29 protein-coding genes are annotated in these 14618 nt (G+C 48.3%); all 29 read left to right on the top strand.

All coding sequences use genetic code 11. From position 1 onward, the window contains the following. The coding region (locus O9X78_RS19665) for an EF-Tu C-terminal domain-related protein (protein WP_492220232.1) at nucleotides 1–332 on the top strand (332 nt) is incomplete at its 5' end. A 236-nt stretch (nucleotides 333–568) separates the two neighbouring features. Then, nucleotides 569–880: a 30S ribosomal protein S10 gene (rpsJ, locus tag O9X78_RS19660; RefSeq protein ID WP_103684259.1), complete on the top strand. Its 312-nt coding sequence runs from the start codon at nucleotides 569–571 to the stop codon at nucleotides 878–880. Nucleotides 881–1001: 121 nt separating this feature from the next. Further along, nucleotides 1002–1646: a 50S ribosomal protein L3 gene (gene rplC / locus O9X78_RS19655; protein WP_159241002.1), complete on the top strand. Its 645-nt coding sequence runs from the start codon at nucleotides 1002–1004 to the stop codon at nucleotides 1644–1646. Between the two features lie 11 nt (nucleotides 1647–1657). Further along, a complete protein-coding gene (gene rplD / locus O9X78_RS19650; protein WP_269621417.1) occupies nucleotides 1658–2278 on the top strand; it encodes a 50S ribosomal protein L4 in 621 nt (206 codons plus the stop codon). Continuing rightward, nucleotides 2275–2571, top strand: a complete 297-nt coding sequence (gene rplW, locus O9X78_RS19645) for a 50S ribosomal protein L23 (RefSeq protein WP_103684256.1) — start codon at nucleotides 2275–2277, stop codon at nucleotides 2569–2571. The genes rplD and rplW overlap by 4 nt, the downstream gene beginning before the upstream one ends. 17 nt (nucleotides 2572–2588) lie before the next feature. Beyond that, nucleotides 2589–3413: a 50S ribosomal protein L2 gene (rplB, locus tag O9X78_RS19640; protein ID WP_269621416.1), complete on the top strand. Its 825-nt coding sequence runs from the start codon at nucleotides 2589–2591 to the stop codon at nucleotides 3411–3413. Between the two features lie 38 nt (nucleotides 3414–3451). Then, nucleotides 3452–3727 (top strand): 30S ribosomal protein S19, encoded by a 276-nt coding sequence (rpsS, locus tag O9X78_RS19635; protein ID WP_103684254.1) that lies wholly within the window; start codon nucleotides 3452–3454, stop codon nucleotides 3725–3727. Between the two features lie 25 nt (nucleotides 3728–3752). Next, the gene (rplV, locus tag O9X78_RS19630; protein WP_103684253.1) at nucleotides 3753–4091 is read left to right on the top strand and encodes a 50S ribosomal protein L22; all 339 of its coding nucleotides are present in this window, start codon (nucleotides 3753–3755) and stop codon (nucleotides 4089–4091) included. Between the two features lie 14 nt (nucleotides 4092–4105). After that, on the top strand, nucleotides 4106–4780 hold the full coding sequence (rpsC, locus tag O9X78_RS19625) for a 30S ribosomal protein S3 (RefSeq protein WP_269621415.1): 675 nt from the start codon (nucleotides 4106–4108) through the stop codon (nucleotides 4778–4780). 11 nt (nucleotides 4781–4791) lie between these two features. Next, a complete protein-coding gene (rplP, locus tag O9X78_RS19620; protein WP_269621414.1) occupies nucleotides 4792–5205 on the top strand; it encodes a 50S ribosomal protein L16 in 414 nt (137 codons plus the stop codon). Beyond that, on the top strand, nucleotides 5205–5396 hold the full coding sequence (gene rpmC, locus O9X78_RS19615) for a 50S ribosomal protein L29 (RefSeq protein ID WP_269621413.1): 192 nt from the start codon (nucleotides 5205–5207) through the stop codon (nucleotides 5394–5396). The genes rplP and rpmC overlap by 1 nt, the downstream gene beginning before the upstream one ends. A gap of 1 nt (nucleotide 5397) precedes the next feature. Continuing rightward, nucleotides 5398–5664 (top strand): 30S ribosomal protein S17, encoded by a 267-nt coding sequence (gene rpsQ, locus O9X78_RS19610; protein ID WP_269621412.1) that lies wholly within the window; start codon nucleotides 5398–5400, stop codon nucleotides 5662–5664. A gap of 59 nt (nucleotides 5665–5723) precedes the next feature. Further along, the gene (gene rplN, locus O9X78_RS19605) at nucleotides 5724–6092 is read left to right on the top strand and encodes a 50S ribosomal protein L14 (RefSeq protein WP_103684248.1); all 369 of its coding nucleotides are present in this window, start codon (nucleotides 5724–5726) and stop codon (nucleotides 6090–6092) included. Between the two features lie 34 nt (nucleotides 6093–6126). Beyond that, entirely contained in the window at nucleotides 6127–6444 is a 318-nt protein-coding gene (gene rplX / locus O9X78_RS19600; protein WP_159240996.1) for a 50S ribosomal protein L24, read from the top strand. 13 nt (nucleotides 6445–6457) lie between these two features. Continuing rightward, nucleotides 6458–6997: a 50S ribosomal protein L5 gene (rplE, locus tag O9X78_RS19595; protein WP_269621411.1), complete on the top strand. Its 540-nt coding sequence runs from the start codon at nucleotides 6458–6460 to the stop codon at nucleotides 6995–6997. A gap of 13 nt (nucleotides 6998–7010) precedes the next feature. Further along, nucleotides 7011–7316 carry a 30S ribosomal protein S14 gene (gene rpsN / locus O9X78_RS19590; protein ID WP_269621410.1) on the top strand — a complete coding sequence of 102 codons (306 nt, stop codon included), beginning with the start codon at nucleotides 7011–7013 and terminating at the stop codon, nucleotides 7314–7316. A 55-nt stretch (nucleotides 7317–7371) separates the two neighbouring features. Beyond that, nucleotides 7372–7767, top strand: coding sequence for a 30S ribosomal protein S8 (gene rpsH / locus O9X78_RS19585; RefSeq protein ID WP_269621409.1), 396 nt, complete (start codon nucleotides 7372–7374; stop codon nucleotides 7765–7767). A 25-nt stretch (nucleotides 7768–7792) separates the two neighbouring features. Then, a complete protein-coding gene (gene rplF, locus O9X78_RS19580; protein ID WP_269621408.1) occupies nucleotides 7793–8326 on the top strand; it encodes a 50S ribosomal protein L6 in 534 nt (177 codons plus the stop codon). A gap of 10 nt (nucleotides 8327–8336) precedes the next feature. Further along, nucleotides 8337–8687, top strand: coding sequence for a 50S ribosomal protein L18 (gene rplR, locus O9X78_RS19575; protein WP_103684242.1), 351 nt, complete (start codon nucleotides 8337–8339; stop codon nucleotides 8685–8687). An 11-nt stretch (nucleotides 8688–8698) separates the two neighbouring features. Then, entirely contained in the window at nucleotides 8699–9211 is a 513-nt protein-coding gene (gene rpsE, locus O9X78_RS19570) for a 30S ribosomal protein S5 (RefSeq protein ID WP_269621407.1), read from the top strand. A 19-nt stretch (nucleotides 9212–9230) separates the two neighbouring features. Further along, complete coding sequence (gene rpmD / locus O9X78_RS19565; protein WP_103684240.1) at nucleotides 9231–9407, top strand: 50S ribosomal protein L30; 177 nt, start codon at nucleotides 9231–9233, stop codon at nucleotides 9405–9407. A 12-nt stretch (nucleotides 9408–9419) separates the two neighbouring features. Then, on the top strand, nucleotides 9420–9854 hold the full coding sequence (gene rplO, locus O9X78_RS19560; RefSeq protein ID WP_269621418.1) for a 50S ribosomal protein L15: 435 nt from the start codon (nucleotides 9420–9422) through the stop codon (nucleotides 9852–9854). A gap of 10 nt (nucleotides 9855–9864) precedes the next feature. Then, entirely contained in the window at nucleotides 9865–11193 is a 1329-nt protein-coding gene (gene secY / locus O9X78_RS19555; protein ID WP_269621406.1) for a preprotein translocase subunit SecY, read from the top strand. A gap of 36 nt (nucleotides 11194–11229) precedes the next feature. Beyond that, nucleotides 11230–11346: a 50S ribosomal protein L36 gene (gene rpmJ, locus O9X78_RS19550; protein ID WP_008248307.1), complete on the top strand. Its 117-nt coding sequence runs from the start codon at nucleotides 11230–11232 to the stop codon at nucleotides 11344–11346. A gap of 128 nt (nucleotides 11347–11474) precedes the next feature. Beyond that, nucleotides 11475–11831: a 30S ribosomal protein S13 gene (gene rpsM / locus O9X78_RS19545; RefSeq protein WP_219045115.1), complete on the top strand. Its 357-nt coding sequence runs from the start codon at nucleotides 11475–11477 to the stop codon at nucleotides 11829–11831. 71 nt (nucleotides 11832–11902) lie between these two features. Then, complete coding sequence (gene rpsK, locus O9X78_RS19540; RefSeq protein WP_159270108.1) at nucleotides 11903–12295, top strand: 30S ribosomal protein S11; 393 nt, start codon at nucleotides 11903–11905, stop codon at nucleotides 12293–12295. Between the two features lie 23 nt (nucleotides 12296–12318). Next, complete coding sequence (gene rpsD / locus O9X78_RS19535) at nucleotides 12319–12939, top strand: 30S ribosomal protein S4 (protein ID WP_269621405.1); 621 nt, start codon at nucleotides 12319–12321, stop codon at nucleotides 12937–12939. A 33-nt stretch (nucleotides 12940–12972) separates the two neighbouring features. Beyond that, entirely contained in the window at nucleotides 12973–13974 is a 1002-nt protein-coding gene (locus O9X78_RS19530) for a DNA-directed RNA polymerase subunit alpha (RefSeq protein WP_219045117.1), read from the top strand. Between the two features lie 62 nt (nucleotides 13975–14036). Next, nucleotides 14037–14420 (top strand): 50S ribosomal protein L17, encoded by a 384-nt coding sequence (gene rplQ / locus O9X78_RS19525; protein ID WP_269621404.1) that lies wholly within the window; start codon nucleotides 14037–14039, stop codon nucleotides 14418–14420. Nucleotides 14421–14618: the final 198 nt, after the last annotated feature.

The raw sequence follows: 14618 nt of genomic DNA, 5'->3' as shown, positions 1-14618 counted from the left end.
ATGACGTAGAGCGTGGTCAAGTATTGGCTAAGCCTGGTTCAATCACACCACACACTCGCTTTGAAGCAGAAGTGTACGTGTTGTCAAAAGAAGAGGGTGGTCGTCACACGCCATTCTTTAAAGGCTATCGTCCACAGTTCTACTTCCGTACCACAGACGTAACAGGCGCTTGTGAGCTGCCTGAAGGTACTGAAATGGTAATGCCTGGTGACAACGTGAAAATGGACGTGACATTGATTGCGCCCATCGCGATGGAAGAAGGTCTGCGTTTTGCAATTCGTGAAGGTGGCCGTACAGTGGGCGCCGGTGTTGTTGCTAAAATCGTAGAATAAGCCCTTGCGTTAACGCGCGATTTGGCTTGCGAAAGGGAGGCTTCGGCCTCCCTTTCTTAGTTGTAAAATGTCGTTTCGGCATTTGTTCGTGGTTGTGGTTTGTATAGTGAAATATCCAAGATATTTAGTTGACAAGCTCTTGGGATATCATTAACATTCCGCTTCCTTTTTTCGGGTTACTTAACGCGGATTCGTCGCGCTGGGCTCGGATTTATTTGGGATGGGAGTTTGGTCAGGTGCAAAATCAACGGATTCGAATTCGTTTAAAGGCTTTTGATCACCGTCTCATCGATGCGTCTACGCAAGAGATTGTAGATACTGCAAAGCGTACTGGTGCGCAGGTAAGAGGTCCAATTCCTCTTCCTACTCGCAAAGAGCGTTTTACAGTGCTGGTCTCTCCGCATGTAAACAAGGATGCGCGTGATCAATATGAGATCCGCACCCATAAACGCATGCTGGACATCGTAGAGCCTACAGAAAAAACTGTAGATGCATTGATGAAGTTAGATTTGGCGGCTGGTGTAGAAGTTCAAATTAGCCTCGGCTAATTAAAACATGTAAATACTGAATTATTTTCAGACCCGCTCGGGGGCTGGCCCTGGGTTGTGTAACGCGCTTTACCGCGCGGCCATAGAGGGTGTTAGCCCCGTACACTGAGAGGTTGGAGCAATGACTATTGGTTTGGTCGGTCGTAAAAGCGGCATGACGCGCGTTTTTACAGAAGACGGTATATCTATTCCGGTAACGGTGATTGAGGTCGATCCTAATCGCGTTACTCGTGTCAAGGCAGATGATGTCGATGGCTATCGTGCAATCCAGGTTACTACTGGTGCTCGGAAGGCGTCACGTATCTCTAAAGCAGAAGCAGGTCACTTTGCTAAAACTGGTGTTGAGGCTGGTCGTGGTCTGTGGGAATTTCGTCTGGAGCAAGGTGAGGAAAGCCCTGAAGTTGGTGCTGAATTAACCGTTGCAACATTCGAAGCTGGTCAAAAAGTTGACGTGACTGGTCAGTCTAAAGGTAAGGGCTTTCAGGGCGGTATAAAGCGCTGGAATTTCCATATGCAAGACGCGACTCACGGTAACTCATTGTCTCACCGTGTGCTTGGTTCTATCGGTCAGTGTCAAACGCCAGGTCGCGTTTGGAAGGGCAAAAAGATGGCAGGTCACATGGGTGCTGAGCAAGTAACAGTTCAGACTCTTGAAGTCGTTCGAGTGGACGCTGAGCGTAACCTGATTTTAATCAAGGGTGCTGTTCCAGGTGCTCCAGGTGGTGACGTGTTTGTGCGTCCTGCCGTGAAAGCTAAAAAATCCTAGGGGGCGATGCAGTGGAATTAAGTATTGCGAAACCCGGTAGCGGGGCTGCGGCGGGAACTGTTCAGGTATCTGACGTTACGTTTGCTCGTGAGTTTAACGAAGATCTAGTGCATCAAGTAGTTGTGGCCTATATGGCAGGTGCGCGTCAGGGTACTCGTGCTCAAAAAACACGCTCTGATGTCAGTGGTGGTGGTAAGAAGCCATGGCGTCAAAAGGGCACTGGTCGTGCTCGTGCGGGTACCATCCGTTCGCCAATCTGGCGTGGGGGCGGTGTTACGTTCGCGGCGAGACCACAAGATCATAGTCAAAAAGTAAACCGCAAGATGTACCGTGCTGCTATTTGCACGATTCTCTCCGAGTTGGCTCGTCAAGAGCGCTTGGTTGTGGTTGAAGAGTTTACTTTGAGTGAGCCTAAAACCAAGTTGCTAGTTAAGTCGCTAGGTGAGTATGGTCTGAAGGGTGCTCTAGTAGTGACCGAAGAAGTAAATGGTAATTTGTATTTGGCGGCACGCAACCTACACGATGTCGACGTTCGCGATGTAAGCGGCGTAGACCCAGTTAGCCTGATTGGCTACGAGAAAGTGGTTGTGACTGTAGCTGCATTGAAAAAGTTTGAGGAGCTGTTGGGATGAATACAGAGCGCATCTATAAGGTACTGCTCGGCCCGCACGTTTCTGAAAAAAGTGCAGCCAGTGCTGAGCTGAGTAACCAAGTAGTATTTAAAGTACTACCTAGTGCCAGCAAGCTTGAAATCAAAAAGGCGGTTGAAAAGCTTTTTAAAGTTGATGTGTTGGGTGTTCGCACTGTTAACGTTAAGGGCAAAGTAAAGCGTAACCGTTTTGGTTTGAGCAAAAAATCAAACTGGAAAAAGGCGTATGTAAGCCTTGCGCAGGGTCAAGATATCGACTTTGCGGTCGCTGAATAAGTCTGGAGTTTAGTCAAATGGCAATTGTTAAAAGTAAACCGACTTCTCCCGGCCGTCGCTTTGTCGTCAGGGTTGTAAATCCTGATTTGCACAAGGGTGCACCGCACAAGCCTCTGCTTGAGAGTCAATCGCGCAATGGTGGTCGTAATAACAACGGCCGTATCACTACTCGTCACGTTGGTGGTGGTCATAAGCAGCATTACCGTTTAATTGATTTTAAGCGTAATAAAGATGGTATTCCTGCTCGCGTAGAGCGTCTGGAATATGATCCGAACCGCACTGCATTTATCGCTTTGGTGAAGTATGCAGACGGTGAGCGTCTCTATGTAATTGCACCTAAGGGTGTATCGGCAGGTGACCAAATTGTTTCCGGTGAGTCATCACCTATTAAGCCGGGCAATACACTGCCTATTCGCAATATTCCAGTGGGTAGTACTATTCACTGTGTTGAGATGAAGCCAGGCAAAGGTGCGCAGTTGGCGCGTAGTGCGGGAACTTCGGCTCAGCTAGTTGCACGTGATGGCCAGTACGCAACGATTCGTTTGCGTAGCGGTGAGACGCGCAAAGTATTGTCAGAGTGCAGAGCAACATTGGGTGAAGTATCCAACAGCGAGCACAGCTTGCGTAAGTTGGGTAAAGCGGGTGCATCACGCTGGCGTGGTGTTCGTCCTACCGTTCGCGGTGTGGCGATGAACCCGGTAGATCACCCACATGGTGGTGGTGAAGGTCGTACTTCTGGTGGTCGTCATCCCGTATCTCCTTGGGGTATGCCGACTAAAGGGTATAAGACCCGTAAAAATAAGCGTACAGACAAACTAATTGTTCGTCGTCGCGACAAATAAGTCGCTTAGATGTCAATTGGCGTAAAGAGGATAAGCTTGTGCCACGTTCATTAAAGAAAGGTCCGTTTGTCGATCTTCATTTGTTGAAGAAGGTTGAAGTAGCGGTAGAAAAAAACGATCGTCGCCCCATTAAAACGTGGTCGCGCCGCTCTATGATTCTGCCTGAAATGGTAGCTCTGACAATCGCTGTTCATAACGGTCGTCAACATGTTCCAGTAATTGTTACTGAGGATATGGTTGGGCACAAATTGGGTGAATTTGCCGCGACTAGGACCTATAAGGGTCACGTGGCCGATAAAAAGGCCAAGCGTTAAGCTTGGGCCGAGAGAGGCTTTTAAGATGGAAGTAGCGGCACGTTTAAAAGGCGCAAGAATTTCTGCCCAGAAAGCACGTTTGGTTGCTGACCAAATTCGCGGGAAGGGTGTAGAGGAATCGCTAGATCTGTTGACGTTCAGCTCTAAGAAAGCGGCGAGCATTATTAAGAAAGTGCTTAACTCCGCGATCGCCAATGCTGAGCACAACGAAGGCGCTGATGTTGATGAGTTAAAGGTTTCTACGATTTTCGTAGATGAAGGTTCTACTATGAAGCGCCTTCGTCCACGTGCAAAAGGTCGTGCAGATCGCATTCTCAAAAGATCTTGTCATATCACGATTAAAGTTGCTGACAGCGAAGGCTAGGTAGGAGAGACCACATGGGTCAGAAAGTACACCCGACCGGCATCCGGCTGGGAATCGTTAAAGATCATAATTCCATTTGGTACGCGAGTGGTAAAAACTACGCAGCGCACCTTGTAATGGATCTAGAAGTTCGTGAGCTGCTTGAAAAGAAGCTTGCGCATGCATCGGTAAGCCGAATTGTTATTGAGCGTCCGGCACAAACCGCGCGCATTACGATTCACACCGCGCGTCCTGGTATCGTTATCGGTAAAAAGGGCGAAGATGTCGACAAGCTGCGTAAAGAGCTGTCAGCTAAAATGGGTGTGCCGGTTCATATCAACATCGAAGAAATCCGCAAGCCGGATCTCGAAGCGAAGTTGGTAGCCATGAACGTCGCTCAGCAGTTAGAGCGCCGCGTTATGTTCCGTCGTGCAATGAAGCGTGTTGTTCAAAACGCGATTCGTCAGGGCGCGGAAGGTATAAAAGTACAGGTAAGTGGTCGTGTCGGCGGAGCTGAGATTGCTCGTACCGAATGGTATCGCGAAGGGCGTGTGCCGTTGCACACACTGCGCGCTGATATCGATTATGCGACGCACGAAGCAGCTACGACTTACGGCATCATTGGTGTCAAGGTCTGGATCTTCAAGGGTGAAATCTTGGGAACTAGAAAAGAAGCGGTCGAAGCTAAGGCTAAGAAAGGTTCAGAGTAAGGGTTACGCAAATGTTACAGCCGAAGCGCACAAAGTTTCGCAAGCAACACAAAGGTCGCAACCGTGGTCTGGCAGAGCGCGGTAGCCGGGTCAGCTTTGGTGAGTTTGGCCTGAAGGCAGTTGGTCGCGGACGTATTACAGCTCGTCAGATTGAAGCGGCACGTCGTGCAATGACGCGTCACATCAAGCGGGGCGGAAAAATTTGGATTCGTGTCTTCCCAGACAAGCCAATTACTCAAAAGCCACTTGAAGTTCGTCAGGGTAAAGGTAAGGGTAATGTTGAATACTGGGTTGCTCAGATTCAGCCGGGTAAAGTCTTGTATGAAGTAGAAGGCGTTACTGAAGAATTGGCGCGTGAAGCATTCGCCTTAGCGGCGGCAAAGATTCCTGTGCCGACTGCGTTTGTTAGACGAGTGGTGATGTGATGAATGCTTTAGAACTACGCGAAAAATCAGTTGAAGATCTGAATGCCCAACTGTTGCAGTTACTTGAGTCACAATTCAAGTTGCGTATGCAAAAGAGTACCGGCCAGTTAGCGCAGACGCATTTGCTGAAGAAAACCCGTCAGGAAATTGCACGCGTTAAAACTGTGCTCCAGGAAAAGGCAGGTAATTAAGATGTCAGAAGTAGCTAAAAGTGCTCGTACCGCTAGCGGTAAGGTCGTCAGCGACAAGATGGATAAAACCATTACAGTTCTGATCGAGCGTCGGGTTAAGCACCCGATGTACGGTAAGTACATTACGCGTTCATCGAAAGTACACGCTCATGATGAAAATAATGAGTGCAAAATTGGTGATGTAGTGACAGTTTGCGAAACACGTCCAGTATCTAAGTTGAAAACTTGGGCATTGGTCAGTGTTGATGTAACGGCTACCCAGGTTTAATTTCACCGGCGGCCCTTGTGCAATCGCTTGATGCACTGTTGACTGGTTTGGAGTAAGAAATGATTCAAACAGAAAGCTATTTGGAAGTTGCAGATAATAGTGGCGCACGTCGCGTTATGTGCATCAAGGTGCTTGGCGGCTCTCATCGTCGCTATGCACGAGTCGGCGATCTGATCAAAGTCACTGTCAAAGAGGCTATTCCTCGCGGCAAAGTGAAAAAAGGTCAGGTAATGACAGCTGTTGTAGTTCGTACTAAGAAAGGTGTTCGTCGCGGTGACGGTTCGCTGATCAAGTTTGACGATAACGCTGCAGTGTTGCTAAACAATAACCACGCGCCAATTGGCACCCGTATTTTTGGGCCAGTAACGCGTGAATTGCGTGGCGAGAAGTTCATGAAGATTATCTCTTTGGCACCGGAAGTACTGTAGTTACTGGGTGTAAAGGGAAGGCTGAGGTCAGGTTATGCGTAAAATTAAGCGTGAAGACGAGATTATCGTCTTAACCGGAAAAGACAAAGGTAAGCGTGGTGTTGTCCAGAAAGTAATGGATAACAATAAGCTGCTAGTGTCCGGCATTAATATGATTAAGAAACACCAGCGTCCAAACCCGCAGTTGGGTGTGGCTGGTGGCATCGTCGAGAAAGAGGCGCCGATCCAGGTTTCTAATGTGGCGATTTATAATCCAGCCAGTAAAAAGGCGGATCGCGTGGGCTTTAAAGTGGCCGAAGATGGCAGTAAGACCCGTATCTTTAAATCCAGCGGCGAAGCGGTTGACGCGTAGGGGTTAGTGGAAAATGGCACGATTAGGTGAGCTATACCAAAACGAGTTGCGGGCTAAGCTGATAGAAGAGTTGGCGTTAGCTAACCCGATGGAAGTTCCGCGCATCACTAAGATCACCCTGAACATGGGTGTGGGTGAAGCAGCTGGCGATAAAAAGGTTCTGGAAGCTGCGCTTTCTGATTTGCAAAAAATTGCAGGTCAAAAGCCGGTAGTAACGAAAGCACGCAAATCAATTGCAGGCTTTAAGATTCGTGACGGTTGGCCGATTGGCTGCAAGGTGACCCTGCGTGGCGCCCATATGTACGAATTTTTGGATCGTTTAGTGTCTATTGCAATTCCGCGGGTTCGAGATTTCCGTGGTATAAGCCCGAAGTCTTTTGACGGTCGTGGTAATTTTGCAATGGGCGTAACTGAGCAAATTATTTTTCCAGAAATTGATTACGATAAAGTTGATACACTGCGCGGTCTGGATATCACCATAACCACTACCGCTCGTAATGACGATGAAGGTCGTGCGCTGTTAAAAGCGTTTAACTTTCCGTTCAAAGGTTAAGGGGTAGGGGATTATGGCAAAGCAGTCTATGAAGGCGCGTGAATTAAAACGTACCCAAACTGTTGAAAAATTCGCTGCAAAGCGTGCTGAGCTGAAAGCTATTATTATCAGTGTTTCGGCAAGCGACGAAGAGAAATGGGATGCGCAGGTTAAACTGCAAAAGATGCCACGTGACGCGAGTCCATCTCGCCAGCGTCGTCGCTGCCAGATTACTGGCCGTCCGCACGGTGTTTACCGCAAGTTTGGTCTTTGCCGTAACCAGCTCCGTCAAGCCGCTATGCGCGGTGATGTCCCCGGCTTAGTTAAGGCTAGCTGGTAATACTGAGAATTTTGCTGTCGCTGGCATTCGCCGCGGCGTTTAACGGGAGCAAAACATGAGCATGCAAGACCCTTTAGCGGATATGCTAACACGCATCCGCAACGCTCAGATGGCAGGTAAAACTGCTGTTAAAATGCCTTCATCAAAATTGAAAGTATCTGTTGCTAAGGTACTTGAGGATGAAGGTTATGTCGCCAGTTCACGGGTTGAAGAGCAAGGTGGCAAGGCAGAGCTGACGGTAGAATTAAAATACCATCAGGGCAAGCCAGTTATCGCAGAAATCAGTCGCGTTAGTCGCCCTGGTCTCCGCGCTTACGCAGGTAAAGATGAATTGCCATCAGTACGTGCAGGGCTGGGTATCGCTATAGTGTCAACCAGTCATGGTGTAATGACTGATCGCGCAGCACGAGCTGCCGGTGTTGGCGGCGAAGTGCTTTGCACTGTTTTCTAACGCGACAGTTTAAAGAGTTCTTAAGATGTCAAGAGTAGCGAAAAGTCCAGTGACTATCCCTTCAGGGGTTGAAGTCAAGCTCGACGCCAGCAATATCTCTATTAAGGGTAAGAAAGGCACGTTGGTTATGCCTTTGCATAAATCCGTAGAGATTAAGCAGGAAGACGGGTCATTAATATTTTCAGCGCGTGAAGGCGCGAAAGACGGTTGGGCAATGGCGGGTACTACTCGTTCACTGACTAACAATATGGTTGTCGGTGTCAGCGAAGGTTTTCAGCGTAAGTTGATTCTTCAAGGCGTTGGTTACCGTGCTAAAGCAAATGGTAATTCAGTGAATTTGGTGTTGGGTTTTTCGCATCCGATTGACTATAGCTTGCCAGAAGGCGTTACTGTCGATACCCCAACGCAGACTGAGATCGTGTTGAGCGGTTCTGACAAGCAGATATTGGGTAAGGTAGCGGCCGAAATCCGCGCGTTCCGTCCACCAGAGCCTTATAAAGGTAAGGGTGTTCGTTACGCGGAAGAAAACGTCCGTCGTAAAGAAGCGAAGAAAAAGTAAAGGCAAGGTTATGAGCGATAAGAAAGTTTCAAGATTACGTCGTGCCCGCCGTGCTCGCTTTAAGATGCGTGAGCTACGCGCCGTACGTTTGAGCATTCACCGCACACCACGCCACATGTATGCGCAGCTTATCGCAGCATCAGGTGACGTAGTGTTGGCGAGTGCATCTACACTAGATAAAGATTTGCGTGCTGGTGCGACCGGTAATGTCGCTGCAGCCGCTAGTGTGGGCAAGTTGATCGCTGACCGTGCGAAAGCCGCAGGCGTGACAAAGGTCGCTTTTGACCGCAGTGGATTTAAATTCCACGGCCGTGTCAAAGCGCTGGCAGATGCTGCCCGTGAAGGTGGTTTGGAATTCTAAGGTTTTAGGCGATGGCGTATAACGATCAGAAAGACAAAGCAAACACAGAAGGCCTGCAAGAGAAGCTTGTTCAGGTAAACCGTGTTGCCAAAGTGGTCAAAGGTGGCCGCATTTTCAGCTTCACTGCTCTTACAGTAGTGGGTGATGGTAGCGGTAAGGTTGGCTTCGGTCGCGGTAAAGCGCGCGAAGTTCCAGTCGCGATTCAAAAAGCGATGGAAGCAGCTCGCCGTAACATGGTTCAAGTAGACATAAAGGGTGATACCATCCAGTACGCTGTGAAAGGGCGTCATGGTGCATCTAAGGTTTACATGCAGCCCGCGTCTGAAGGTACTGGTGTTATAGCCGGTGGTGCGATGCGCTCGGTGCTAGAAATTGCAGGTATTCATAACGTACTGGCTAAGTGCTACGGTTCAACTAACCCGGTAAACGTGGTTCGTGCAACTATCAAAGCACTGCAAAGTGTTTCATCTCCAGAAGAAGTCGCAACTAAGCGCGGCAAAACTGTAGAAGAAATCTTGAGCTAAGACACAGGCAGGAATTGCTATGAACAAGATTAAAGTCACACTAGTTCGTTCTGTTGCAGGACGACTGAAGTCGCACAAGGCCTGTGTTGCTGGTCTTGGCTTGCGTCGTATTCGCCATACTGTTGAAGTAGAAGATACTCCATCAGTGCGCGGTATGATCAATAAGGTCAACTATTTAGTACGTGTTGAGGGATAAGTGATGAGCGATATGCGTTTAAACACGCTGAGCCCGGCACCCGGTCGAGTTAAAGAAGGCAAACGGGTAGGTCGTGGTATCGGTAGTGGCTTGGGTAAAACCGCAGGTCGTGGTCACAAAGGTCTGAAGTCTCGTTCAGGTGGCAGCGTGCGTCCAGGTTTTGAAGGCGGTCAGATGCCTTTGCAAAAACGGTTGCCAAAATATGGCTTCACGTCGCGTTTGTCTCGCGTTACTGCGCAAATCCGCACTGCGGAATTGATGTCAGTTGCTGATGACGTGATCGATCTTGATGCGTTAAAGCGTGCTGATTTAGTAAACAGCAACATTGAGCGTGCAAAGATCTTTTTGTCTGGTGATCTGAACAAAGCTGTTACTGTTAAAGGTTTGGCAGTAACCAAAGGCGCTCGCGAAGCAATCGAAAAAGCGGGCGGCAAAGTCGAGGAATAAGGCGAACTCAATGGCGAAGCCCAGTCCACTGTCAGCTGGTAATCAATCCGGAATGGGCGAGCTTATGGCTCGCCTCCGTTTTTTACTGCTAGCGATAATTGTTTATCGTATCGGTACTCACATACCGGTGCCAGGTATTAACCCGGATCAGCTCGCCGCGTTGTTCAATCAAAATCAAGGCACCGTCCTTGGTTTGTTTAATATGTTCTCGGGCGGTGCCTTAGAGCGGATGAGTATTCTTGCTCTTGGCATCATGCCTTACATTTCTGCATCGATCATTATGCAGCTAATGTCGGCAGTGAGTCCGCAGCTGGAAGCGCTTAAGAAAGAAGGTGAAGCTGGGCGTCGTCAAATTAGCCAGTACACACGTTACCTAGCTGTTGTGCTCGCATTGCTGCAGGGAACGGGAATGACGGTAGGCTTGGCCAATCAGGGTCTAGCTTACAGTGCAGATTTTAGTTTTTACTTTGTTTCGGTTGTGTCATTGGTAACCGGCGCCATTTTTATGATGTGGCTTGGTGAACAGCTTACCGAACGCGGTGTTGGTAATGGCATCTCGATGCTGATATTTGCTGGGATTGTTGCAGGTCTGCCATCGGCGGTCGGTCAATCTTTAGAGCAAGCCCGTCAGGGCGAACTGAACATATTGGTTCTATTGGCAGTGTTAGTGTTGGCGATCGCTGTTGTGTATTTGGTGGTGTTTATTGAGCGAGGGCAGCGGCGTATTACGGTTAACTACGCTAAGCAGCAACGCGGAAATAAAATGTACCAAGCGCAATCTAGCCATTTACCGATGAAAGTGAATATGGCAGGTGTTATCCCGGCTATTTTCGCTAGCTCTATTTTGCTTTTCCCCGCGTCTATCGCGCAGTGGGTTGGTCAAAGTGGTGAAGGTATGGAGTGGTTGCAGGACGTCGCTTTGGCGATCGGGCCTGGTCAGCCATTGAACATTTTGTTGTTCACTGCCTTGATTGTATTTTTCTGTTTCTTCTACACGGCGTTGATGTTTAACCCGGACGAAGTAGCGGACAACCTGAAGCGTTCAGGTGCGTTTTTACCAGGGATTCGTCCCGGTAAGCAGACTGCGAACTATATAGACGGCGTGTTGACCCGTTTGACCATGTTTGGCTCTTTGTATATTGCTGGCGTGTGTTTGTTACCGCAGTTTTTGGTCGTAATGTGGAATGTGCCGTTTTACCTCGGTGGTACCTCATTGTTGATCGTAGTAGTGGTAGTGATGGATTTCATGGCGCAGGTTCAGTCTCACCTGATGTCTCATCAATATGACTCAGTCTTGAAAAAGGCGAACTTGAAAAATTACGGCGGTGGTGTGCGCTAACGCTCACTAACCTGATGGCTTGTTTGGAGTATCACAATGAAAGTACGTGCATCGGTAAAGACTATTTGCCGCAACTGTAAAATTGTTCGTCGTAAAGGTGTGGTTCGGGTTATTTGTAGCGTTGAACCACGTCACAAGCAGCGGCAGGGCTAAGCAATTCGGTATCGGGGTTGATTTACAACTTCGGTGCGGGTAGACTACTGCGCCTTTCGTGCGGCGGTTAACCGTTTTCCGGTCATTGCTAGGCGTTAAAAGAATTGGGCTTAATTGGAGTAACCTGAATGGCTCGTATTGCAGGTGTCAACATACCAGATAACAAGCATGCTGTTATTTCGTTGACCTATATATATGGCATTGGCCGTACAAGTGCTAAGGCACTGTGCGCTAAAACAACTATTGCTGAAGACGCGAAAATCAGTTCTTTGTCAGAAGAGCAGCTTGACGCACTTCGTGGCGAAATCGCAAAAATGTCTGTAGAAGGCGACTTACGTCGTGTTGTTTCTATGAATATTAAGCGTTTACTAGATTTGGGCTGCTACCGCGGTCTGCGTCATCGTAAAGGTCTGCCGCTTCGCGGTCAGCGTACTAAGACTAATGCGCGTACGCGTAAAGGTCCACGTAAGCCGATTCGTAAGTAATTTAAAGGCAGTAATCCTTTAGTGTAGCTACACCACTTGTGTAGTGTTGATATTAGAGATGGATATAGAACATGGCCAAACCAGGCAAACAAGCTCCACGGAAAAAGGTCAAAAAGACCGTCGTGGACGGTGTTGCGCATATACATGCGTCGTTTAATAACACCATTATCACTATTACAGATCGTCAGGGTAACGCGTTGAGCTGGGCTACTGCCGGCGGAAGCGGTTTCCGTGGCTCTCGTAAAAGTACCCCTTTCGCTGCACAGGTTGCTGCAGAGCGTGCCGGTAACGCTGCGAAAGATTACGGTTTGAAAAATCTCGATGTTGAAGTTAAAGGCCCAGGTCCTGGACGCGAGTCCGCTGTGCGCGCCTTAAATAACTGTGGCTACAAGATTACAAACATCACTGACGTGACGCCTATTCCGCACAATGGTTGCCGTCCTCCTAAGAAACGTCGCGTTTAATTAACAGTTGAGGAATACAGAAAATGGCTAGATATTTAGGCCCAAGCTGTAAATTATCCAGACGGGAAGGTACCGACCTGTTCCTGAAGAGTGGTGTTCGTCCGCTGGATTCAAAGTGTAAAGCAGAAACTGCACCAGGTATGCACGGTGCGCGTCGTGGTCGTCTGTCAGACTACGGTGTACAGCTGCGTGAAAAGCAAAAAGTTCGTCGTATGTACGGCGTGCTAGAAAAGCAATTCCGTTCTTACTATGCAAAAGCTGCTCGCCGTAAGGGTGCAACAGGTGAAAACTTGCTTCAGCTTTTGGAAAGCCGTTTAGATAATGTTGTTTATCGTATAGGTTTTGGTTCAACTCGTGCAGAAGCGCGTCAGTTGGTATCTCACAAGTCAGTATTGGTAAATGGCAAGACAGTTAACGTACCGTCTTATCAGGTACAAGCTGGTGATGTTGTTAGTGTTCGTGAGAAAGCAAAAGCTCAGTTGCGTATTCAATCTGCAATTGCGCTCGCAGCGCAGCGCGGCGATGTTTCTTGGATCGATATAAACGCCACCAAAATGGAAGGTGTTTTCAAGAACGTTCCAGATCGTAGCGACTTGTCTTCTGAGATCAACGAACAGCTGATCGTTGAGCTTTACTCGAAGTAAGTTAACCTCCGGACAAATCACTACAGGTGACCTATGCAAAGTGCTGTCAATGAATTTCTAACTCCGCGTGTTATACAAGTTGAAGAACTTGGGCAAACGCGTGCGAAAGTGACCCTTGAGCCGCTCGAGCGTGGATTCGGTCATACCTTGGGTAATGCTTTGCGCCGTATTTTGCTTTCGTCTATGCCGGGTTGCGCGGTAACCGAAGTTGAGATCGACGGTGTTCTACATGAATACAGCGCAATGGAAGGCGTGCAGGAAGACGTAATCGAAATTCTGCTCAACCTAAAAGAAGTCGCTGTGATCATGCACGGTAAAGATCAGGCAACCTTGGTGCTGAACAAGAAAGGCCCGGGCGTTGTGACTGCTGGTGATATCCAGACTGATCATGAAATCGAAATCGTTAATACTGATCACGTTATAGCGAATTTGAACGATGACGGCGAAATTAATATGCGCCTTACCATCGCTCGTGGCCGTGGTTATGTGCCTGCTGATTCTCGTGACAACGCTGATGAAGAAACTCGCTCTATTGGTCGTTTGCAGCTAGATGCTAGCTACAGCCCAATCAGCCGTGTTAGCTATGTAGTGGAAAGTGCGCGTGTTGAACAGCGTACTGACCTTGACAAGCTGGTGCTGGATCTTGAAACCAATGGCACTATCGACCCAGAAGAAGCAATTCGTCGTGCGGCGACAATTCTGCAGCAACAGCTTGCAGTATTCGTTGACCTAGAAAGCGAAGGCGAAAATGAGCCTTCACGCGAAGAGAACGAAGTAGATCCAATTCTGCTACGTCCAGTTGATGATCTTGAGTTAACTGTACGTTCTGCTAACTGCTTGAAAGCAGAAAATATCTACTACATCGGTGACTTGGTGCAACGTACGGAAGTTGAACTTCTGAAAACGCCAAACCTTGGTAAAAAGTCGCTGACAGAGATTAAAGACGTATTGGCATCGCGTGGGTTGTCTTTGGGTTTGCGCCTAGATAACTGGCCGCCAGCAAGTCTTAGAAACGACGACCGAGTTCTCGCGTAATTACGCGAGTAACTTTCGAATATTTTTTGCTGAGATAGCAACGTTTATTAAAGGAAAAAGCCATGCGTCATCGTCATAGTGGCCGTCAATTAAACCGTAATAGCTCTCATCGTAAAGCGATGTTCCGCAACATGACGGCGTCTTTGGTTGAGCACGAACTGATTAAAACAACACTGCCTAAAGCAAAGGAGCTGCGTGGTTACGCAGAGCCATTGATTACGCTTTCTAAGGTCGACAGTGTAGCTAACCGCCGTCTTGCGTTTGCGCGTCTGCGCAGCGATTCTGCAGTCGGTAAATTGTTCACAGATCTTGGCCCGCGTTATGAAGGCCGTCCAGGTGGTTATATCCGCATTATGAAATGCGGCTTACGCTCTGGTGATAAAGCGCCTATGGCGTATGTGGAATTGGTTGATCGTCCAGTATCAGAAGAAGCTGACGACGAGTAAGCAATTAAGAAAGATTAAAAAGCCGGCTTTTGCCGGCTTTTTTGTGTCTGCGTATTTCTTCTCGATGTTTTGTAAGCAATGGGATGGACTCCTCCTCACCCTAGCAATGCGGCGTCAATGCGCCAGAATGGTAAGTGTCAATTTGCCATTCAGAAGATGAGGAGAAGCCCTATATGAACATTACAAGAGTTGGAGTAG

The organism is Zhongshania aquatica, from assembly GCF_027257955.1.
In the GTDB taxonomy this organism is placed as follows: domain Bacteria; phylum Pseudomonadota; class Gammaproteobacteria; order Pseudomonadales; family Spongiibacteraceae; genus Spongiibacter; species Spongiibacter aquatica.
This window is presented reverse-complemented; position numbering and strand designations above follow the sequence as displayed.